Source organism: Hymenobacter endophyticus (assembly GCF_032464715.1).
GTDB classification, from domain to species: Bacteria; Bacteroidota; Bacteroidia; order Cytophagales; family Hymenobacteraceae; genus Hymenobacter; species Hymenobacter endophyticus.
This window is the reverse complement of record NZ_JAWDJT010000008.1, coordinates 120,520-140,451: the sequence shown is the minus strand read 5'-3', so window position 1 is coordinate 140,451 and position 19,932 is coordinate 120,520. Positions and strand designations below refer to the sequence as shown.

The window sequence follows — 19,932 nt, the reverse complement described above, 5'->3', positions numbered from 1 at the left end:
TGTATGGTATTGCCCTTACCTTCTACACAATGAATAGAAAAATCAGGATATACCCCACCTCCTACACAACGCCGCGCTACCTAGCCAGGGCAAAACTACACGGAAACCGGCGTTAAGCCCAACTGTAACGGTATTTTCAGGGTTGTGGTAGTGCCCACTCCAACCCGCGACGCAATGGCTAACTGGCCGTGCAGATAGGCTACCCGGCTTTCCACGTTACGCAGCCCAATGCCGGGCACCACTACTTGGTTGGCAGCATCAAAGCCAACGCCATTGTCGATGATGTTGATTTCTAACTGTTCAGGCTGGCAGTTGAAGCGCACTGTCAGTTCTGTGGCCTGGGCATGCTTGATTACGTTATGGATCAGCTCCTGCAAAATGCGGAATATAATATTCTCCTGGGTTGAATCTAGCCGAGGATCTTCTAGCGCACAAGCGTCTAGGGTAACGCGCAGGGAGTTTGGCTCCAGCGCCAAACGGTCTAGCAGAATGCGCAAAGCCGGCACAAGCCCGTGCTGAGTAAAGGTGGTGGGCACCAAGTTGTGCGAGATGCTCCTAACCTCCCGCACAGCTTCGTCCAGCATGTGCAGGGAGCCATTAAACAGCTCCTGCTGACTGGTATCGGAGAGGTGCAACCGCCTCTGTAGTGCTCCAAGTGTTATTTTGGTGGCACTCAGCAGTTGGCCCACGCTGTCGTGCAAATCGGCCCCTATGCGGCGGCGCTCATTCTGCTCAGCAGCCAGAATAGCGCGGGAATGCAGCCGCTCCATGCGCTGGCGTTCCTGCACAAACCCTACTTCGCGCCGCAAATGACGACGGCTGATGAGCAGATACCCGACTAAGGCGGCCGCAATAGCCCCTAACAGAGCCACAGCCAACCCAATTCGCCAGCGGCGGGCGGTAGCCTGGGCTCCTTGCTCAGCTAGCTGCTGCTGGTGCAGCTCTTCGCTGAAGGTAAGGGCCTGCACTTGCCCTACATGATACTGGCTGAACAAACTGTCGCGGAGGGCAGCAGCGGCGCGCAGGTGGCGGTAAGCTTCGGCGGTATTTCCCTCATCAGCATACAAATCAGCCAGGTAATCACTCGCCTCGAATACTCCTTTGGCGTAGCTCCCGGCTTCCCCAACGGCTATAGCCCGCCGGGCATAGCGCAGGGCTTGCCGGGGCTGCTGGTTACGGGCCAAGCGGGCCAGCCCCAAGTAGGCGCGGCTGAGCGCATACGAAACAGGCATACCAGCCGCCCGCCGAATAGCCTGACCGTAGTAGTAGCGGGCCTGATTGCTCTTGCCCTGCCGGGCAGCAATGTCACCCAGGATAGATAAATCCCCGATTTCACTGTGCACATCGGCTTGTTGCAAATCCAATTGATAGCCCTGCCAAGTGTAGTACCAAGCCGAATCGGGGCGGTTCAGCTCCAAGTGAGCTCGTCCAATATTGCCAAGAATGGGCGTCAGCAGCGCTACATCGTGGTGCTGCCGGGCGTTGGCCGCGGCCCGGCGAAAGTACCGCAGCGCCAACAAAGCGCTGCCCTGCTCCAGGTGAGCATAACCAATGGCATTATCGGAGTGAATCAGGCCGCCAGTATAGCCAATGGCCTCGGCTAGTCGCCGGGCGGTTACCTGCGTCTGAACGGCCGTAGCGTAGTTGCCAGTTCGCATAAATGCCCATCCCAGCATCAAGAGCGCACGGCACTCTCCGGAGCGGAACCCCAGGCGGCGGGCCAGCCGCAACCCCTGCTGTCCGTCCTCTACCCCTTTAAGCGGATCAGCATCAGTGCGCGCCCAGGCTAACTGCACAAGCAGGTTGACCCGGTTGGTATCAGGGCGCGAGGCTGCTAGCAGTTGCGCCAGACTATCAGCCCGGGTACTTGGCTGGCCGGCCCAACTCCGGTGCACCGTACTCCAGCACAGGAACGCTAGTAGAAATCGGAGCATAGGCGGCCGGAATGGTTTTACCTCTAAGCTAAAAGGTTTCCGGATGTTGCACAACCAGCCCACCCGCAGACAAGTAAAAAGCCCCGCCGGACTATCCGGCGGGGCTTTTATACTGTAACTCCGGAATACTTAGGAGTTCTTGGAGTCGGGCTCAATAAAGGCTTGCTCCTCCATTTCGGTGGGCACTACCACGATACCTTGCTGCAGTTTGGAGTTGCGCTTACCATAAATGAAGTACACAACAAAGCCTAGCAGCATCCAAACCAGAGCCACCTGCAAGGTGAACGAATCCAGGGCGGCAATCATACCTAGGCACACCACCATACCCAGGATGGGCACCAGCGGGAACGAGGGCGAGGACAACGGGGAGCGGAACGGGCGGGGTTGCGCGGGGTCCGACTTACGCATGATCCAGACGCCGGCCGATACGAGCACGAAAGCCAGCAGGGTGCCGAAAGAGGTCAGGTCGCCGGCCAGGGAGCCGGGCACGAAGGCGGCAAACGCACCCACGAATACCAGCAGAGCCAGGTTCGATTTGTAGGGAGTGCGAAACTTGGGGTGCAAATCGGAGAAAGCCTTGGGCATCAGGCCGTCTTTGGCCATGGAGAAGAACACGCGGCTCTGGCCCATGAGCATTACTAGAATTACCGAGGAGAAACCGGCCAGAATGGCCACCGTCACGGCCGTGCTCAACCAGCCGTAGCCCTTCATCAGGCCAATGGCGTACACCACCGAAGCCTCACCACCTTTGGCTGGATCAGCAAAATCTTTCCAGTTAGCCACGCCCGTCAGTACGTGCCCGAACAGGATGTAGAGAACCGTACACACAGCCAAAGAGCCGAGAATGCCAATAGGCATGTCGCGCTTGGGGTTTTTAGCTTCCTGCGCGGCGGTGCTCACAGCATCAAACCCAATAAAGGCGAAGAAGACAATGGCTGCACCACCCAAAATGCCGCCCATGCCGTGCTTGTTCCAGCCCTCGTAAGTGCGCAGAATTTTGCCAGCCGAGTCTTTTACCACGGCATCCTCCGGGATGAGGTAGGGCGTGTGGTTGGCCGGGTTGATAAACTGCCAGCCTACCGCAATGAAAATCAGCACGATGGCCACTTTCACTACCACAATAATGGAATTAAAAGTAGCCGACTCCTGGGTGCCTTTGATGAGCAGCAGGCTCAACAGGATGATAACCAGCAAAGCGGGCAGGTTGAGGTAGCCCGTATGCAGTACGCCATTGATGGTGGCGCTTTCCAGGGGGGAGTGGCACCACTCGTAGGGTATACTCATCCCGAAGACCTCCAGCAGCTTATTCAGGTACTCACTCCAGGCAATGCTTACGGTGGCGGCCCCCAGGGCATATTCCATAATCAGGGCCCAGCCGATGGTCCAGGCCACAAACTCGCCCATGGTGGTGTAGGCGTAGGTGTAGGCCGAGCCGGCAATAGGAATCATGGCGGCAAACTCGGCGTAGCACAGGCCGGCGAAGGCGCAGCCAATGGCGGCCACAATAAAGGCCAGCGTAACCCCGGGGCCCGAGGCCTGGGCGGCAGCGGCGGCCGTGCGCACAAACAGGCCGGCCCCAATGATGGCCCCAACGCCCAGCGCTACGAGGTTAGCTGCTCCCAACGTACGCTTCAGCGAGCCTTCTCCCGAGGAGTTGGCCTCGCCCAGCAGCTGGGCCAGCGGTTTTTTGGCGAAAATATTTGCCATACAGGTTGATGAGAGAAAAGAGAAAAAGGTGAGACGGGAATTATAAAATCTGCAACAAAAGCCGCCTGCAAGCAGCTACGTGGCCCGAATATAGGCGTTTTGGCTGACTGCCGTGAGAAGTAGGTAAGCAGGCCCCTGGTTTTCACTCCCAATTAAACAGCCGGGCAAATTTCTGCCTGGCCTGCCCAACGTTCACCCACAGACTCCGTCCCGGTGAAAAAGATGCGTATGCCGCTGGCCGCCGCTACCCCGCCGGCTAAAAATCCCACCGTCCGAACGGCTGCCTCGCTCTATCGGGCAAGTGTGGGCTAGGGCCGTATGGCGCAGCGCCCCCCGAACAATGCGCTGGAAACTAGTCTGGAGCCAGACGATAGAACTGTAATATCTGCCGTGGCTTTGGGGGGAGCCGGAAGGTTTTCTGTGGCTGTTGGGCTTGCGGAAGGCGGTTGTTGCCTATATTTGAAACTATGCGCCCGCGCTTTGGTTAGCTGTTGCCGGGAGGCATCCACCACATCCAACACCCCATGAGTCCTCTGCCCAGTAGTACCGGCTCGGTACAAATTCAGCAGTTTTACGACAAAGGCCTGGCTCACGCGAGCTACGCCATCCGCAGCGGCCGCCAAGTGGCCATCATCGACCCGGCCCGCGACCCGCAGCAGTACTACGATTTCGCCGATGAGCACGACGCGCAGATTCTGGCCGTTATCGAAACCCACCCCCACGCCGACTTCGTGAGCAGCCACCTGGAAATTGCCCAGGAAACCGGCGCCACTATTTATGTAAGTAAGCTGGTAAAGGCCAGCTACCCCCACCAGCCCTTCGATGAGGGGCAGCGCATCAGCCTGGGCACCGTGGAGTTGCACGCCCTTAACACGCCCGGCCACTCCCCCGACTCAATCAGCATTCTGCTGTTGGATGAGTTGGGCCAAACCCGGGCCGTATTCACCGGCGACACCCTGTTTGTGGGCGACGTAGGCCGCCCCGACCTGCGCGAGGCCGATATTGTAGGTGGCCACAGCCGCGAAGCCCTGGCTGCACAGCTCTACCAGAGCACCCGCCAGAAACTGATGACGCTGCCCGCTACTACCAAGGTGTACCCGGCCCACGGCCCCGGCTCCCTCTGCGGCAAAACCACTTCCCCCGACCTCGACAGCACCATTGGCAAGGAGGTAAAAACCAATTACGCCCTCCAGCCCATGTCGGAGGATGAGTTTGTGCGGGTGCTGCTGGAAGACCAACCTTTCATGCCGAAGTATTTCGGGCATGATGTGGTGGTGAACAAGCAGGGTGCTTTGCCCTTCGAGGACAGCGTGCGGGCCGTACCCCGCCTGCAGCCCGATGCCCTACTAGCTGCTGGCGCGGTAGTTATTGATACCCGTCCGGCGGCGCAGTTTCGGGCGGGCCACCTGCCCGGCGCCATCAACCTGATGGATGGCGGCAAGTTTGAAACCTGGCTGGGCTCGGTAGTAGGACCCGAGGAGCCATTCTACTTGCTGGCCGACTCGCAGATTGCCCTAGACACGGTGATTCGCAAAACGGCTAAAATCGGGTACGAAGGCAATATTAAAGGAGCCCTGCTCACGCCCCGCGACCTGCCTGCCTCCTCCCCCGAGGTGGACGTGGAGCACGTGCGCCACCAACCCCAGGATTTTACCATTGTGGATATTCGCAACTACGCGGAGGCCCGGCAGCCTATTTTCGACAATGCCCTGGTAATTCCACTCCCCGAGCTACGCGAGCGGGCCCACGAAATTCCGGCCGATAAACCGGTGCTGGTTCACTGTGCGGGCGGTTACCGCTCGGCAGCCGGAGCCAGCATTGTGGGGGCCGCCCTGCCGGCCGGCCTACCGATTTATGATTTGGGTGAGGCCATTTCTACTTTCCAGCCCCAGTCGGCCCACGCTTAATCTTCCCGCTTGCCGTGCAACGTTTTGACGTTGTACTTGCTCTTACCAGGACCAGAGCCGCCAGCGGCTCTGGTCTTTTGCATTCTCTACTTTATCATTTCTGACCTATGAAACAGTTTTTTTACTTTTTATTGCTCGGAGCGGCCAGCGGCCTTCTAGGCGCCTGCGACGAGTTTGACATTGCGAAAGACACCCCCGCCTGCGTCCGGACGCAAACCGAGGAGTTTGCCCGGGGCGCCGCGTCCTGTAAAACCGACCAGCACACCATTGGAGCCAGCGTGAAGGAATACCGGTTTCAGAATCAGACGGTGTATGTGCTGGATATGGGCAACTGCATTGCCGACGGCAGCGCGGAAGTTATTGGGGAGAACTGTCAGCGGCTGGGCTTCCTGGGCGGCTTCGGAGGCAGTACGACCGTCAATGGCGAGTCGTTCACGAAGGCTGAGTACAAGCGCACCATCTGGCAGAACTAGTCTCAGACGCACAAAAGTCCTGACCCCGCTCGGCTCCTAACCAAGCGTCGTCAGGTTTTTGATTTCCGGTTTGCCCCGGTCCGGAGTATCTTCGTAGTCATGCGCGTACTACACACCGCCGACTGGCACTTGGGCCAGCGCTTTATTCAGGGCCACGAGCGTACCGAGGAACACCGCCATTTTCTGGAGTGGCTGGTGCAAACCGTGCGCGAGCAGCAGGTAGAGGTGATGGTAGTGGCCGGCGACGTATTTGATACCGGCTCCCCTTCCAACCAGGCCTTGGAGCTGTACTACAGTTTCCTGCTGAGCCTGCGCCAAACCAGCTGCCGCGACGTGGTGATTGTGGGTGGTAACCACGACTCTCCGGCCACGCTGAACGCCCCCGCCCGGCTGCTGCGCCACCTGCGGGTGCACGTGGTGGGCTGCGTGCCGGAGTGCTTCGAGGAGCAAGTGCTGGTGCTGGATGATGCCCAGGGCAAGCCCGGCCTGGTGGTGTGCGCCGTGCCCTTCCTGCGCGACCGGGACGTGCGCCTCTCAGTGCCCGGTGAAACCGCTGAGCAGCGCGAGGCCCGCATCAAGCAGGGCATTGCCGACCATTACGCCCGCGTGGCCGAGGTAGAAACCGTGTGGCAGCTCAAGGACCTGGGCCTGCCCGTACTGGCTACCGGCCACCTGTACGCTGCCGGGGCTGCCCCCTCCGATTCGGAGCGCACCATTCACGTGGGCAACCTCGGCCAGGTTACCGCCGACCACTTTCCTGCCGTATTCGATTACGTAGCCCTGGGCCATTTGCACCGCCCCCAGCGCGTGGGCGGGCGGGAGCATATCCGCTACAGCGGCTCCCCCATTCCGCTGTCATTTTCCGAAATTGACCACTCCAAGGAAGTACTGCTGCTGGAATTTCAGGCGGGCCGGCTTACGGAGCTCCAAAGCCTGCCGGTGCCGGGGGCGCGGCGCTTAGTCCGCTTCCATGGCACCCTGGATGAGGTAAGTCAGGGCCTTCTGGCCTATGATAATACCGGCTACCCCCTACCCGCCTGGGCCGATGTGCAGGTGCACTCCGAGCTTACCCAGCTGGAAGTAGCCGAGGCCCTGCTGAAAATTATTGGGGAGCTGGACCGCCGCCAGCTAGAAGTACTGGCCCGCCGCCATTTTCGGCTGGTAAAGCTCCGGGCCCTAGCCGACACCGACGAAACCGAGGAAACTTTACTTACCCGCAGCCTCCACGACTTCACGGAGCGGGAGGTATTTGAGCAGCGGCTGGATGCTGAGCCCGAAGCCAGCCGGGCCGAGCTACTGCGCACTTTTGATGAGCTGTTGGAGCGCATGTAGGCTACGTTGGTTCACAGCGTTTCTGCCAATCCCCCCCCGGCGCAGCAGCCCATTGGCACTTTTGCAACCTTGCCTGAGCCACGGCGGCAGCCCCGGTCGGTAGCAATGCCAACGGCCTACTGCGCCAGCCGTAGGGGTTATTTGCCCCGCACGTAAAACGGAATATTGGCCGTAGCCACGTTATCCCGGCCATCGTAGGTGTACACGAACAGGCGGTATGCCCCTTGTTTGGTGGGGGTGGTAAGGGTGGTTTGGGCTTTGGCCCCGGCGGGCACCAAGCCGCTAATGGGCGCGGGGCGGCTTTCCCGGTCACCTCCCGATTTCAGGTCAGTGCTTTCGGGCAGCAGCTCGTAGCGGTAGGTCAGGCGGTCTTTCTCGGGGTCGGTAACGGCGGCCGTTACGGGGTAGCGCTGCCTAGGCTGCAGGTATATTTCGTCAGTGGCCTTTTTACCGTTGAGCAGGAAACTGGTGAGGTGAGGGGCTCGGTTGCTGGGCCATTTACCACTCCACAAATATTGCATTACATCCACCACTTCCGACTCCTTGCCATCCTCGGTGAAGATGCCGTACCAAGTGGGCGTGCGCTCCTGCTTCTGCCCCCACAAAAACACGTAGGTGCCCAGGCACTGGGTAGTATCTTTCTGCACGGAGGCTTCGTAGCGGCTCTGGTACACGGCGGCTTTTTGGCTGCTGGTTTCCTCCACTGAGGCTTTCCAGGGCGTAACCGGGCTTTCCCAATGGCCCGTAGGGCCCCACTCAGCTACCACGTAAGGCCCGGCCCAGCCCGCCGCGCGCACCTGCTGCGGTATGGCCGCCAACCCGGCATAGGTGTTGATGCTGAGGATATCGATGGCCGGGCACCGCTCCTTGATGTAGGCTACCTCCTGGGGGTTGCAGCCGGCCAGCACGGTGCTGGTAGGGTGGTTGGGGTCCACTTCATGAATCATCTGGGCAATTTGCTGCACGGCGTTCCACACCCTGGGGTTGGTGTACTCCAGGTTTAGCTCATTGCCGATGCCCCAAAACAGCACGGCGGGGTCGTTCTTGTACTTGAGCACTTCGGCCCGGATTCTGGCCAGCTGCGCGGCTACGGCCTGGGGGTCGTCGTAGTTGAAGCCGTGCCGCTCCCGGGCTACATCGAGGCCCACCATAACCGTGAGGCCATTTTTGCGGGCATCGGCCAGCACGTTATCTAAGCCACTGGTACTCCACGTGCGGATGGAATTACCACCGTAGGCCCGGATGCGCTCCGGGAACTGGCCACCACCAGCCCCTTTTATAAAGTAAGGTTTACCGGCCCGTAGTAACTCGTAGCGGCCCTGCATTTGCCGAATTTCGACTTTGACGGCGGTTGTTTGAGCGCAAGCAGCGGAGGTGAGAGTCAGCAGCGCCAGCCCGAGGCAAGTTTTCATAGAACAGATTAGTAAGAGTACGCCCCTAAAGGTATCAGCCCGCGCACTGACAACCTCACGCGCAGCACTTGCGTTACACTAGCTCCACCATCTACACTGTCAATCATGAGCATATTTGGTTCTGGCCGTCCTAGCGGCACTGTAGGAGGCCTCCTTTCGGGCCTGTTTGGCGGCCGTAAAGCGGCCGGTTCTTCCTACGACAATTACGGCTCTGCCCCGCGCTCGGGCGGATTCAACAACAAGCTATTGGGTGGCGCCCTGCTGGCCGCTGGCGCGGCCTACCTCTACAACCGCAACAAGAACAGAGGCGTCAGCACCCCCAACTTCACGGGCAACGAATAGTACGTTGAAATGCTAAGCTGCCCGCCCCGCGCCCATTCTGGCGTAGGGCGGGCAGTTTTTTGTGTGTTGGTATGCTTTAGAGTCGCATCAGGGTTTCGAGTTAGCAGGCTCCTGCAGCTCTACCTTGTTCCTATCCGCACCCGACAGTTGATCATGAAGCCTTTAGTAGACGGCGCGAAATAGGCGCTGACGGTCTGAAACGGGCTCCATTACAGCGAGTTTACCTCCTCCGGCTTGTCCACGCTGCGCGATTCAAACGTGGAGCCCCAGTCGTTGACTTCCAGGCCCAGATTATTGGCGTACCACTCCCGCGTTTCCTTTGGATTGTCGGAAAAAAAGAAAATACCACCTATGCCTGTCACTTTGGGGGTGGCAGACGGTTGGTTTGGGGTTTCGTTTTGTGACTTTTCCATTTTTCTATTAATAAATGATTTACGTTTAAAACATTAACGCCATACTGGCTCCCATCTTTCTAAATAAATTCCTTTACTGAATAACTCTTCATTAGTCGCTTTATCAACATATGAAATTTTTATCAACTTCTTATTCCAACCCTTATAGCCTACTACCTTCACCTTTATACTCTTTACCGGAAGCCCTCGCTTATCGAGCACTATCACCCTATTCTGTTCAACTAAATGATTTACTACCCAACTAATAGCCCAATCCCCTTTCCCAGCATCGTTATTATCAAAAGGCACTAAATTTCCTGAAAATGACACAGTATCATTCTTTGATTCACGTACTCTTCGCCTTATCAACTGTGCTACGTGCAACGCATAAGTGGTGTCATCACCATGCTCATGATACATAGACATAAGTGCAGTGGTATCAGTATGAAAAACTGCATTTTTATAACTCAACACTACTATTTTACCAGTAGGTCTGAAGTCAGGTATAATTGTATGAATTTTGAAAAGAGCCAGAAAAAGCGCGAAATAATATGACATACTCTTAGTACTATCAGTCAGTATTCTTAGAATTTAGTATTTCCATTATACAGCCTCACGGCCGGGCAGCCATCGTAAATACCAACTCCCCGCCCTTCACCACATCGGCATACTGCAAAAACGGCCGGGTGAGTTTCTGGCCGTTGAGACGGACTTCCTTCACGTAGACGTTTTTGTCGCTCTGGTTTTTGACGGTGATGCGGAATGTGTTGCCGTTTTCCAGATTGATAGTGGCGCCGTGGATGGCGGGGCTGCCGAGGGCATACTCCGGGGAGCCGGGGGCTACGGGGTAGAAACCTAGGGCCGAGAAGATGTACCAGGCCGACATCTGCCCGCAGTCGTCGTTGCCACCGAGGCCGTCGGGGGTGGGGCGGTACATCTTGGGCAGAATCATCCGCACGCGAGCCTGGGTTTTGTAGGGCTGGCTGGTCCAGTTGTAGAGGTAGGCCACGTGGTGGGCGGGCTCGTTGCCGTGCACGTAGTTGCCGATGATACCGTCGCGGGTGATGTCCTCGGTTTCGGCGAAGAACTTATCCGGCAGGTGCATGGTGAACAGCGAATCCAGGTGCGGCAGAAACTTCTTCTCCCCGCCCATTTTGGCGATAAGCGCGGCCGGGTCCTGGGGCACGTAGAGGCTGTAGTTCCAGGCGTTGCCCTCAATGAAACCCTGGTCGTGGGTGCTCAGCACGTCGAAGCGTGGGCGGAAGCTGCCGTCGGCGAGGCGGGGGCGCATGAAGTTGATGCGCTGGTCGTACACGTTCTGCCAGTTCTGGGCGCGCTTGCTGAACTCCGCTTCGATGTCCGTCTTGCCTAGCTTCTTGGCCAGTTGCGCAATGCACCAGTCGTCATAGGCGTATTCCAGGGTTTTGGATACGGAGGAGCCGCTTTTGTCTTCGGGCACGTAGCCGAGCTGTTCGTAGTAGCTGATGCCGTCGAAGCGTTGCTGATGGGCGGTGGTTACGCAGGCATCGAGGGCGCGCTGGGCCTGGTCGGCGGGCACCACGCCTTTCAGCACGGCATCCACAATTACCGGCACTGAGTGGTAGCCAATCATGCACCAGTTTTCGTTGGCGTAGTGGCTCCAGATGGGCAGCATGTGCATCGTGCTCTGGTCGAAGTGGGCCAGCATGGATTGCACCATGTCGGCGTTGCGCTTAGGTTGCAGCAGGTTGTAGAGCGGGTGCAGGGCGCGGTAGGTGTCCCAGAGCGAAAACGACGTGTAGTTGGTGAAGCCCTCGGCCTTATGGATGTTCTGGTCGAGGCCGCGGTACTGGCCGTCCACGTCCATGTAGGTGGTGGGGCTAAGGGCGGCGTGGTACATGGCCGTGTAGAAGTTCTCTTTATCGGCCCGTTTCGGCGATTCAACAACCACTTTGCTCAGCTCCTGCTGCCACAGCGCCTGCCCGGCCCGCTTCACCGCCTCAAAGTCCCAGCCCGGTACCTCGGCGCGCATGTTGCGCAGCGCCCCCTCGGTGCTCACGCCCGATAAGGCCATTTTCACTTTCACTTTCTCCCCTGCTGTAGTCTTGAAATCAAAGAACAGACGCAGCTGCTCGCCGGCCAGCTCGGGGAAGTTCTTAGTTTGGTCGAAACGGCCCCAGAAGCCGCGATACACCTGTTTCTTGGACAGGTTGCGGCTGCCGTAGCTCACGAACGGCTTCGAGAAGCTCATGGCGAAGTACTCGGTGCGGGTGCGCGCCCAGCCGTGGGTTTGGCGGTAGCCGGTCACGAGCGAGTCGTTTTCCACCCGCACAAAGGTCCAAACGTTCTTATCGGGGTAGTTGTAGATGCCAGCCGTGAGGTCGAGAATGATGTGCGCCTGCTCCGTCTGCGGGAAGGTGTACTGGTGCATGCCCACGCGGTTGGAGGCCGTCAGTTCGGCCAGAATGTTGTGGTCGTCGAGCTTGACGCGGTAATAGGCTGGCTCGGCCACTTCGTTCTGGTGCGAAAACCGGGAGCGGAAGCCGCGCTCGGGCTGGTCGGCGGTGCTGGGGTTGAGCTGAAGCGGGCCGGTGGTGGGCATCACCAGAAAGTCGCCCAAATCGGAGTGGCCGGTGCCGCTGAAGTGGGTGTGCGAAAAGCCCACGATGGTTTTATCGGCGTACTGGTAACCGGCGCAGTACTCGTACACGCGGGGGTTGTACTTGCCGTTCAGCTCGTAGCTCAGCGTGTCGGTATCAGGTGAGAGCTGCACCATGCCGAAGGGCACCGTGGCCCCTGGGTAAGTATGCCCCATCCGGGCCGTGCCCACCAACGGCTTGGCGTACTGGACGAGGTTTTCGGTGGATTTGGCTTTCTGGGCGAGGGTGGGAACAGTGGCGAGGAGCAGCGCGGCAAGCGGCAGTAGTTTCATCAGCTTCGGGGGTGGCGTTGAAGCTGGCAAGGTAGGAAGTACGCCTGCTATTTGCTCATTACAGCGGATTCATGCACAGTGTAGAGACGCGACACTTCGCGTCTTATCGTCGGGCCGATTCAACGATACCGTTCAATGCAGAGACGCGAAGTGTCGCGTCTCTACACTGTGCGTACACTGTTCACGAAACAGCTATAACTTAATAGTAGTAGCGTAACCATATTGAAACCACTCACCTGACTTTAGCACTTCAAGAGACATTTGCAGCTTGTTTCCTATCTGCTTGCAGACAATTTTTGAATCGTGAGTGGCAAGAAATTCTATAATTTCTTGCGCTTCCTGCAAAATCTCCTGTTTTGTTTCATTCATGTAAAATTCAATATGCTCAACCGCACATTCTTTATGATTAATCATAATTGCTATAAATATATATTGGCCGTTCTTTAGCAAATCAACAAGTATTGTATAATTTATTTTAACAATCTTAAACTGATATAAAGCAGCTTTACTTTCGAAAGGAATATTCATTGCTTCCGACAAAACTTGAATGTCCTCTAAATCAATCATAATAAAGGAAAGTAATAGGAAGTATTTAAACCGTTTAGATACAACGCAACAAGCAGAAATACAGCAACGAATGAGCCAATGAAACTAACAAGGCAGGGAATGGACGATGATACTGTTACTCAATGCCCATAACTCACCACACGCGTCACCTGCCACCGCCCGTCACGTAGGCGCCACACCATCATGTTTTTGAAGGTTCCGCAGTCGTCGCGGCCGTTTTCTACATGGCAGAAGCGGTGCTGATAGGTTTCCACGGCGCCGTAGTTGTTGATGGGGTACACCTCCAGGGTGCCGGGCACGAGCTGGCGGTGGAGGCCGGTGGTTTTATTCTGGTCGAACAGATTCCGGAAGCCCTGCATGGTTTGCTGGAAATTGGCCAGGCCGCCCTTGTCGTGGTAGAATTCCAGGTCTTCGGCGAAGAAGGTTTGCAGCGTGGCCACGTCGTGCTGGTTGAAGGCCACGAACATCAGGCTGTCCTGCAAGGCAATGGTGCGGTACAGCTCCGGCGACACCGGTGGCTGGGCCGTACTGGCGGCGGTGGTTGCGGGGCGTACCGGCGCGCAGGCTTCAGTGAGGAGCAGGAGTAGCGCGGCCAGTGGCAGGAGTTTCATCAGCGTCGGTAGTAATAATGAAGGCGGGAATATAAGAATAACGCTACCTGATCAAGGGCGCTGATACGCATACAGGCGCAGATTACCTTCCTCTAGTGCTAGCCGAAACCTTCCTATACTCTCAATTTGCCGTTGTATAGCCTTTACATCCTGTGCCATTTCCCCAGTATTTGTGACACGAGGAAAATCCAGCCATTCTATCTCCTTGTACTCATACCAGCCCCGTGGAGTGCCTGTTACCATGGCTTCCATTGCTGTATCGTAATAATCGAACCTGTAGCTGGTGTTCTCATCGAATACTAGCCTTCTTTCTGCGGCTCCCTGTTCCCAGATTAGCTTTACCCGGCACTCACTTATAAGCGTAGCGTTTTCAACAAGTAGATGCAGCAGTTTCACCCATTTGGTGTTGCTCATCAATGGAACAAATCGGTTTGCTGTAATTAGCTTGTCGAGGGTATTCGAATCTCGCTTCATATTATGGTTGTGCAAGCAGCAATGGAAGCCGCTAGCTGATTCTCCGGCAAGTAGCACCTCATTGTAGGGTGAATTACGTATGCCCAAGCTACCTTTTTGCAACGAGCTTCCACTGCGTATGAAAAAGCTGCTCTCCTCCCTTGCCCTGCTGCTCACGGGCTGCATTACCTGCCAGCCCATAGCGTTGCTATCCGAGGAACGCGCCTGGCTGGGCTCCTACGCCGAAGGGCAGCAGCTTACTTTCCGCAGCAACCGAGGGCACACTGCTACGGCCACGGTGCTGAAGCCCCAGGAGTGGTACACCAACACCGATTGTAACTGGATGGAATCGGGCCGTTACCAGCCCATCTTCTCCCAAATTGTGCTGCGACCCAGCACCGTGTACAACGAGAAGAACCGGGACTTCGTGGTGAACCTGCGCAAGAATACCCCCGAGCGTCCCGCCGATGTGTCGTTTAGCGTGGCCGGCCTGGAGTGCCTCACAGCCTCCAAGGAGGGCCAGATTACATCTAAGCTGCAGCGACAGGCCTGCACTCTCATTACCAGCGGCAAAACCTACCCGGCGGCCTACGTTTTCCGGCAGGGCCAGAACGCTACCATTTATGGGGGCGGGCAGCTGCAGGCGTTTTTCTGGGATAAGCAGGACGGCCTGATCCGGTATGAGCTAACCAGCGGGGAAGTATTTGATCTGATGAGCCGATAAGTGCTGGCGCTGGGTGAACGGTGAATAGTACCGCAGCTGTTTTCAGGGAATTGCGGCAGGGGGTGGTTAACTTTGTAGATGCCCCACCCCTGACTTTTCAGGGCCTGGGCCGTTTCGTTTCCGCTTTGGTGCCCTGGTGTCCGCATGAAAATTCTTCGCGTCCGTTTCCTCAACCTCAATTCCCTGCGCGGGGAGCATGCCGTTGATTTCAGCCAGACTCCCCTCTCCGACGCTGGCCTGTTTGCCATAACCGGCCCCACCGGCGCGGGCAAAACCACCATCCTCGACGCCATTACGCTGGCCCTCTACGGGCAGGTACCCCGCCACGAAAGCAGCGGCCCTGAGCACGTGATGAGCCACGGCACCGGGGAGAGTTGGGCAGAGGTGGAGTTTGAGGTGAACGGGCAGCAGTACCGCAGCAAGTGGGGCCAGTACCGGGCCCGCAAGCAGCCCGGCGGCAAGCTCCAGGACCCTAAAATGGAGCTAAGTGAGCGAAAAACGGCTGAGGATGGCACCGAAACCTGGCCGTTTCTGGAAACCTACAAGTCGAAGGTGCCGCCGCGCATTGCTGAGCTGAGCGGACTGGAGTACAAGCAGTTTCTGCGCAGTGTGCTGCTGGCTCAGGGCGACTTCACCCGCTTCCTGAAAGCCCCGGCCGGGGAGCGGGCCCAGCTGCTGGAAAAGATTACCGACACCCGCAAGTACTCCGATATTTCGCGGGCGGCGTTTGAGCGGGCCAAGCAGGAAAATCTGCTGGTGGAGCAGCTTCGGCAGGGCCTGGAGGGCGTAACGCTTTTGTCGCCGGAGGAGGTGGCGCACCTGGAAGCCGAGCTGCAGGACTTCAACGCGCAGCTTGCCCAAGCCACCGCCACCCAGGAACAGTGGCGCGAGGCCCGGCAGTGGCACCTGCGCCAGCAGGAACTGCGCGAGAAGCTGCGCACCACCCGCCTGCGTCAGCAGGAACTAGCTACGCAGGCCGAAACCCTGGCCCCGCTGCGCCAGCGGCTGGCCCTGCATCAGCAAGCCGCGCCCTTTGCCACCGACCACGCTCTGCTGCTCCAAACCGAGCGGCAGCTAACCCAGCTGCAACAGGAAACGGCCACGCTCCGGACGCAACTGCCGCAGCTGCAGCAAACCGCCGCCACCGCCGAAGCGGCTCACACGGCCGCAGTACAGGCCTACGAAGCTGCCAGCACCACATACAAGGCGCAGGACCCCAAATTGCGCGAGGCGGAGCAGTTGGATTTGCTGATGGCGGAGGGCCGGCGCCAGCTCACGCAGGGTAAAGCCGAATACGAAGAGAAAAACGAGCAGTGCAAGCGCCTGAAGGCAACGGCTGAGCAAGCGGGCCAACGGGCGGGCACCTTACGGGAGCAAGTGAGGGAAGCGGAAAAGTGGCTGCTGCTCAACGCCGTGGTAGGCGAGCTGGCCATCGACTTGTCCGAGCTTTCGGCCAACCTGCAGCAATGGGCCAGTCTCAAAACAACCCTGGGCCAGCTGGGCCAACGCCTGCACGAAGCCCGGCAGCGCCAGCAGCAAGCCGCCACCGAAGCCGCTACCCAACAGCAGGCAGCGGAGGCGGCCCGGCAGCAGTTTCAGGCGCACACTGCCCGTTTTGAGGAAGCCAGCCTGGCCCGCAACGAATGGCTGCAGCGCCTGCGCTACCACGTAAATAGCCTACACCAAGAGCAGGAGCGGGAGCAGCAGCACTGGGACGACCTCCGGCGCAGCCTGCAGATGCAGCAGCTAGTATTGTCACACACTGACACCCGCCAGCTGCTGGAAGCTGGCAAGCCCTGCCCCGTCTGCGGTGCCACTGAGCACCCCTACCTGGCCGGCGTGCTGGGCGTGAGCGAAGACTCGTTTCAGCGTGACTTGCAGCGGGAAGAGGCACTCAGCCAACAAGTTCGGGCGCTGGGCACACGGTTCAACCGGCTAAATACCTACGTGACCATGCTGGAGCAGACGGGCCCGGAGCCTGCCGCTGCCCCCACTGCCACTATTCAACTACTACCTGAAACAGCCGAGAAAAGCGCCGCCGAGGAGGTGAAGCAGTTGGTGTACACGCTACGAGAGCTGCGGGACAACATCACCGCCGCCGACCAGCGCGTACAGAAGGCCCAAACCCGGCACGAAGCCGCCGCTCAACAGCAACTCGCCTATTCTGAGGAAGCCTCCAAGCTAGCCCGAGAGCTGGCCGATGCCGAAGATCAGGTGCTGCCCGTGCGGGCCACCATTCAAAGTCAGGCCCAGTACTTTGGCCTGCCGTTCAGCAACGAAAACGGGCAGGCCCTGATGGAACTGGCCCGTCAGCGCATCACGGAATATGATCAGAAAACCCGCCAGCTCAACACCGCCCAGCTGGAGCTGGGGGGCGTGAGCGTGGAGGCGGCCAAGGCGGAAGCCGACCAACAAGAGCTACATGCCTGGCTGAAAATCCGTAAGCAAGGCTTGGTAAATCAGCACACCACCATTCAGGGGCAGCAGCAGCAGCGCCAGGAGCTGCTCGCGGAACCCAACGTGGCCCAGGCCCGGCAGCAACTGGAAACCGCCCTGCTCCACGCCGACCAGCACCGCCAGCGCCTCGACCAGCAAGTACAGCAGCACCGCACGGCGTTGTCGGTGGCCACCGATAAGTTACAGCAGCGCGAGCAGGCCCTCGCCCAGCAGCAGCAGGAGTTGCAGAAGCGCCTCACTTCTTTGGGGCAGGGCCTCACGGCGGCTGGCCTAAACGCCGACCCCACTACCCTACCGGCCCTACTGCTCCCACACGCGGAGGCCACTGCCGTACAGGCTCAGCTGCAGCGCCATGAGCAAGCCGTAAGCCTGGCCAGCCAAACAGCCGAGGAAACCACCCGGCAACTCACTGCTGAAGAAAACCGCCGCCTCACCTTGGAGCCTCTGGAAGCTGTGAGCCACTACCTTGCGGCGGCCGGTGAGCGGCTGGCCGGCCTGCATCAGCAGGTGGGCCAGCGGCAGGAGCGCCTGAACTCCCATCAGGCCGGGCAGGAGCGCCATGCGGCGCTGGCCACTCAGCTGGAAAAACAGCAGCAGGAGGCCCGCCGCTGGCGGCAGCTGGCCGAAGTCATCGGCTCGGCCGATGGCAAGAAGTTCAGCGAGTTTGCCCAGGGCCTCACCCTGGCCCGCCTCACAGATTTGGCTAACCGCCACCTGCACCGCTTCACCGACCGGTACCGCATCCTGCGTAACCCCGAGCAGCACCTGGACTTGCTGATTCAGGACGAGTACCAGGCGGGGGCCGTACGCACGATGAATTCGTTGTCGGGTGGGGAGAGTTTCCTGGTGAGCCTGGCGCTGGCCCTGGGCCTCTCGGAGCTGGCCGGCCGCCGCACCCAGATTGATACCCTGTTTATTGATGAGGGCTTTGGCACCCTCGACCCCGACACGCTGGACGTGGCCCTTTCGGCCCTGGAGCTACTGCAGGGCACGGGCAAAACCATCGGCATCATTTCCCACGTTGAAGGTCTGAAGGAGCGCATCAGCACCCAGATTAACGTGCAAAAGGGCGCCGGGGGCGTCAGTTCTCTGCAGGTACTCGGGTTCGGGCAAGAGGTGTAACCAGCCGTTTGAAAAAGGACTGTCATTCCGAGGGAAGCGCGGAATCTGGGGTGAACTTACATCAAGCAACCCCGATTCCGCGCTTCGCTCGGAATGACAGTTCAGATGGTTCAAACCTCCCCTTGGCCAGCGGCTCGAATTTCAGCCCAGCTCCAATATCGTTTCGGCTCAATACTGGCGTAGCCAGCCCGGAAAAACGCCACCACTTCCGCTTCCAACTGCTGCGGCATGATGGATGAAGTATAGATGGGCCGTTGGTCGGGGTCGGCGTAGCGCTGAACTTTGCTCAGGCTTTTGCCGCTCAGGCGCAGCAGCGGGCCGGTATCGGTAATGCCATCAAAAGTCCAGCGGCGGGCAGTGGTTTCCAGTGCGTTCAGGCGGGCCGTTAGCGCATCAAGCGGCAGGCGCGGCAGCGTGGGGCGGCTTTCCAGATCAACCCAGGTGGTGTACTTGTACTCGAACTCGTAGCGCTGCTCATCATATAGGCTCAGCACCATATCAGTACCCACCGTGGGCCCGAACAGCGCATAATATGGCAGCGGCTCCGGCGTGCGTACCACCGTGAGCCCGATTTTCGGGTAGCGCTGCACGGTAGTGGCGGTACTGTGCATGATGGCTACGCCCTCCTGCACACGCGTGTATTCCGGCTCCCAGGCAGCCCGCCCGGTTTCCGGATCAGCCAGGACCGGCGCAAACCGGGGTAGAAACCAAGCGAACTTCTCCGCTGAGGCTTCATCTTCGCGGCGCCGCCGGGCCGGTGCTCCAAAGGGCTCGTAAAACCGCACCTTTTCCTCAGCATTCAGCCAGCACACCAGTTGCAGGGCGTGAGTAGCCAACGGGTCCTGCCAATTGATTTCCCGGAAGTCGCCGAGCGTGGCTACCAGGCGCAGCAGATGCTCGTGGCGCAGGGCCAGCTCCGGGTTCAGCAGCGCCCACACGCCCACAAACCCGTCAATATCAAAATGGTTGGCCGTTACAGCTTCGGCCTTCAGCCCCGACGCGGTGGGCTGGTGCAAGGCCCGTAGCACCGAGCCGGCGCTGGTATCGTCGCGCAGCAGATCGGGCGTGGCGGCCCCACGCCAGTGCGCCAGCGTGAGGCTGGCTCCTAATCCGGTGCTATCAACTACAATGGTGGGCTGTTGGCGCAGCTGCTGGAAAGGCACAAAGTATTTCACGGGAGGCAGAGTTGGCTACGGGTGCCCAAAGGTAGCAGCCCAGGCACCCTTGGCGGTTCAGCGCCGGGCCCGGCGGTTGCTGATGCGCTCCACCCGGCTACGGCGCACCCAATGCAGGTATTTCTGCAGCTCCTCTGCTTCGCGTAGGCGCTCTACGGTATTGTAGTGACGGGCCAGCTCTTTGTTATCCAGCAGCAAATGCACGGTACTGTGGCAGGGTTGGCACAGCTCCACAACGGGCCCATAGCGGCCGCCTTCCTCGCGGGGCACCAAGTGGTGACGGGAAGTTTGCTGCACCTGCCGCTCGCATAAGCCGCACTGCCCCACAACCGGACTGGGCGGAGAAGGATCAGAAGGCGTTGCTCGTTTCTTACGCATGATTACAGCCCATCATGTACGGCATACTGCGAAGG

17 protein-coding genes are annotated in these 19,932 nt (G+C 58.8%); 6 read left to right on the top strand and 11 right to left on the bottom strand.

Annotated features, from left to right (window positions below):
* Positions 1-95: 95 nt before the first annotated feature.
* Positions 96-1,934 (bottom strand): histidine kinase, encoded by a 1,839-nt coding sequence (locus ROI90_RS13020; RefSeq protein ID WP_315998786.1) that lies wholly within the window; start codon positions 1,932-1,934, stop codon positions 96-98.
* Between the two features lie 129 nt (positions 1,935-2,063).
* Positions 2,064-3,641: an amino acid permease gene (locus ROI90_RS13015; protein WP_315998785.1), complete on the bottom strand. Its 1,578-nt coding sequence runs from the start codon at positions 3,639-3,641 to the stop codon at positions 2,064-2,066.
* A gap of 524 nt (positions 3,642-4,165) precedes the next feature.
* Here ROI90_RS13015 and ROI90_RS13010 point away from each other — a divergent pair.
* The 3 genes from ROI90_RS13010 to sbcD all read left to right on the top strand — a co-directional run bounded on the left by ROI90_RS13010 (position 4,166) and on the right by sbcD (position 7,353).
* The gene (locus tag ROI90_RS13010; RefSeq protein WP_315998784.1) at positions 4,166-5,548 is read left to right on the top strand and encodes an MBL fold metallo-hydrolase; all 1,383 of its coding nucleotides are present in this window, start codon (positions 4,166-4,168) and stop codon (positions 5,546-5,548) included.
* Positions 5,549-5,655: 107 nt separating this feature from the next.
* Positions 5,656-6,021, top strand: coding sequence for a DUF6970 domain-containing protein (locus ROI90_RS13005; RefSeq protein WP_315998783.1), 366 nt, complete (start codon positions 5,656-5,658; stop codon positions 6,019-6,021).
* Between the two features lie 99 nt (positions 6,022-6,120).
* On the top strand, positions 6,121-7,353 hold the full coding sequence (gene sbcD, locus ROI90_RS13000; protein WP_315998782.1) for an exonuclease subunit SbcD: 1,233 nt from the start codon (positions 6,121-6,123) through the stop codon (positions 7,351-7,353).
* A gap of 137 nt (positions 7,354-7,490) precedes the next feature.
* Here the strand turns inward: sbcD and ROI90_RS12995 are convergent, their stop codons facing one another.
* The gene (locus ROI90_RS12995) at positions 7,491-8,765 is read right to left on the bottom strand and encodes a glycoside hydrolase family 2 TIM barrel-domain containing protein (RefSeq protein ID WP_315998781.1); all 1,275 of its coding nucleotides are present in this window, start codon (positions 8,763-8,765) and stop codon (positions 7,491-7,493) included.
* A gap of 105 nt (positions 8,766-8,870) precedes the next feature.
* Between ROI90_RS12995 and ROI90_RS12990 the strand changes: the two genes are divergently transcribed.
* Complete coding sequence (locus tag ROI90_RS12990) at positions 8,871-9,107, top strand: hypothetical protein (RefSeq protein WP_315998780.1); 237 nt, start codon at positions 8,871-8,873, stop codon at positions 9,105-9,107.
* A gap of 209 nt (positions 9,108-9,316) precedes the next feature.
* On the opposite strand, the gene ROI90_RS12985 is transcribed toward ROI90_RS12990, so the two are convergent.
* The 6 genes from ROI90_RS12985 to ROI90_RS12960 all read right to left on the bottom strand — a co-directional run bounded on the left by ROI90_RS12985 (position 9,317) and on the right by ROI90_RS12960 (position 14,002).
* A complete protein-coding gene (locus tag ROI90_RS12985; protein ID WP_315998779.1) occupies positions 9,317-9,520 on the bottom strand; it encodes a hypothetical protein in 204 nt (67 codons plus the stop codon).
* 33 nt (positions 9,521-9,553) lie between these two features.
* On the bottom strand, positions 9,554-10,057 hold the full coding sequence (locus tag ROI90_RS12980) for a hypothetical protein (RefSeq protein ID WP_315998778.1): 504 nt from the start codon (positions 10,055-10,057) through the stop codon (positions 9,554-9,556).
* Positions 10,058-10,112: 55 nt separating this feature from the next.
* Positions 10,113-12,410, bottom strand: coding sequence for a GH92 family glycosyl hydrolase (locus ROI90_RS12975; RefSeq protein ID WP_315998777.1), 2,298 nt, complete (start codon positions 12,408-12,410; stop codon positions 10,113-10,115).
* A 192-nt stretch (positions 12,411-12,602) separates the two neighbouring features.
* Positions 12,603-12,977 (bottom strand): hypothetical protein, encoded by a 375-nt coding sequence (locus ROI90_RS12970; protein WP_315998776.1) that lies wholly within the window; start codon positions 12,975-12,977, stop codon positions 12,603-12,605.
* A 119-nt stretch (positions 12,978-13,096) separates the two neighbouring features.
* Complete coding sequence (locus tag ROI90_RS12965) at positions 13,097-13,588, bottom strand: nuclear transport factor 2 family protein (protein WP_315998775.1); 492 nt, start codon at positions 13,586-13,588, stop codon at positions 13,097-13,099.
* Between the two features lie 51 nt (positions 13,589-13,639).
* On the bottom strand, positions 13,640-14,002 hold the full coding sequence (locus ROI90_RS12960; protein ID WP_315998774.1) for a hypothetical protein: 363 nt from the start codon (positions 14,000-14,002) through the stop codon (positions 13,640-13,642).
* Positions 14,003-14,180: 178 nt separating this feature from the next.
* Between ROI90_RS12960 and ROI90_RS12955 the strand changes: the two genes are divergently transcribed.
* Together ROI90_RS12955 and ROI90_RS12950 are read left to right on the top strand one after the other, a co-directional pair.
* A complete protein-coding gene (locus tag ROI90_RS12955; RefSeq protein ID WP_315998773.1) occupies positions 14,181-14,765 on the top strand; it encodes a hypothetical protein in 585 nt (194 codons plus the stop codon).
* Positions 14,766-14,909: 144 nt separating this feature from the next.
* Positions 14,910-18,344 (top strand): AAA family ATPase, encoded by a 3,435-nt coding sequence (locus ROI90_RS12950; RefSeq protein ID WP_315998772.1) that lies wholly within the window; start codon positions 14,910-14,912, stop codon positions 18,342-18,344.
* A 110-nt stretch (positions 18,345-18,454) separates the two neighbouring features.
* On the opposite strand, the gene ROI90_RS12945 is transcribed toward ROI90_RS12950, so the two are convergent.
* Both ROI90_RS12945 and ROI90_RS12940 read right to left on the bottom strand, forming a co-directional pair.
* A complete protein-coding gene (locus ROI90_RS12945; RefSeq protein WP_315998771.1) occupies positions 18,455-19,519 on the bottom strand; it encodes a DUF6687 family protein in 1,065 nt (354 codons plus the stop codon).
* Positions 19,520-19,576: 57 nt separating this feature from the next.
* A complete protein-coding gene (locus ROI90_RS12940; RefSeq protein ID WP_315998770.1) occupies positions 19,577-19,897 on the bottom strand; it encodes an HNH endonuclease in 321 nt (106 codons plus the stop codon).
* Positions 19,898-19,932 lie beyond the last annotated feature (35 nt).

Excerpts from the sequence above, each read along its gene's own strand:
- ROI90_RS13020 (WP_315998786.1), bottom strand. The coding sequence starts at position 1,934 with ATGCTCCGATTTCTACTAGCGTTCCTGTGCTGGAGTACGGTGCACCGG.
- ROI90_RS13015 (WP_315998785.1), bottom strand. The coding sequence starts at position 3,641 with ATGGCAAATATTTTCGCCAAAAAACCGCTGGCCCAGCTGCTGGGCGAG.
- ROI90_RS13010 (WP_315998784.1), top strand. The coding sequence starts at position 4,166 with ATGAGTCCTCTGCCCAGTAGTACCGGCTCGGTACAAATTCAGCAGTTT.
- ROI90_RS13005 (WP_315998783.1), top strand. The coding sequence starts at position 5,656 with ATGAAACAGTTTTTTTACTTTTTATTGCTCGGAGCGGCCAGCGGCCTT.
- sbcD (WP_315998782.1), top strand. The coding sequence starts at position 6,121 with ATGCGCGTACTACACACCGCCGACTGGCACTTGGGCCAGCGCTTTATT.
- ROI90_RS12995 (WP_315998781.1), bottom strand. The coding sequence starts at position 8,765 with ATGAAAACTTGCCTCGGGCTGGCGCTGCTGACTCTCACCTCCGCTGCT.
- ROI90_RS12990 (WP_315998780.1), top strand. The coding sequence starts at position 8,871 with ATGAGCATATTTGGTTCTGGCCGTCCTAGCGGCACTGTAGGAGGCCTC.
- ROI90_RS12985 (WP_315998779.1), bottom strand. The coding sequence starts at position 9,520 with ATGGAAAAGTCACAAAACGAAACCCCAAACCAACCGTCTGCCACCCCC.
- ROI90_RS12980 (WP_315998778.1), bottom strand. The coding sequence starts at position 10,057 with ATGTCATATTATTTCGCGCTTTTTCTGGCTCTTTTCAAAATTCATACA.
- ROI90_RS12975 (WP_315998777.1), bottom strand. The coding sequence starts at position 12,410 with ATGAAACTACTGCCGCTTGCCGCGCTGCTCCTCGCCACTGTTCCCACC.
- ROI90_RS12970 (WP_315998776.1), bottom strand. The coding sequence starts at position 12,977 with ATGATTGATTTAGAGGACATTCAAGTTTTGTCGGAAGCAATGAATATT.
- ROI90_RS12965 (WP_315998775.1), bottom strand. The coding sequence starts at position 13,588 with ATGAAACTCCTGCCACTGGCCGCGCTACTCCTGCTCCTCACTGAAGCC.
- ROI90_RS12960 (WP_315998774.1), bottom strand. The coding sequence starts at position 14,002 with ATGAGCAACACCAAATGGGTGAAACTGCTGCATCTACTTGTTGAAAAC.
- ROI90_RS12955 (WP_315998773.1), top strand. The coding sequence starts at position 14,181 with ATGAAAAAGCTGCTCTCCTCCCTTGCCCTGCTGCTCACGGGCTGCATT.
- ROI90_RS12950 (WP_315998772.1), top strand. The coding sequence starts at position 14,910 with ATGAAAATTCTTCGCGTCCGTTTCCTCAACCTCAATTCCCTGCGCGGG.
- ROI90_RS12940 (WP_315998770.1), bottom strand. The coding sequence starts at position 19,897 with ATGCGTAAGAAACGAGCAACGCCTTCTGATCCTTCTCCGCCCAGTCCG.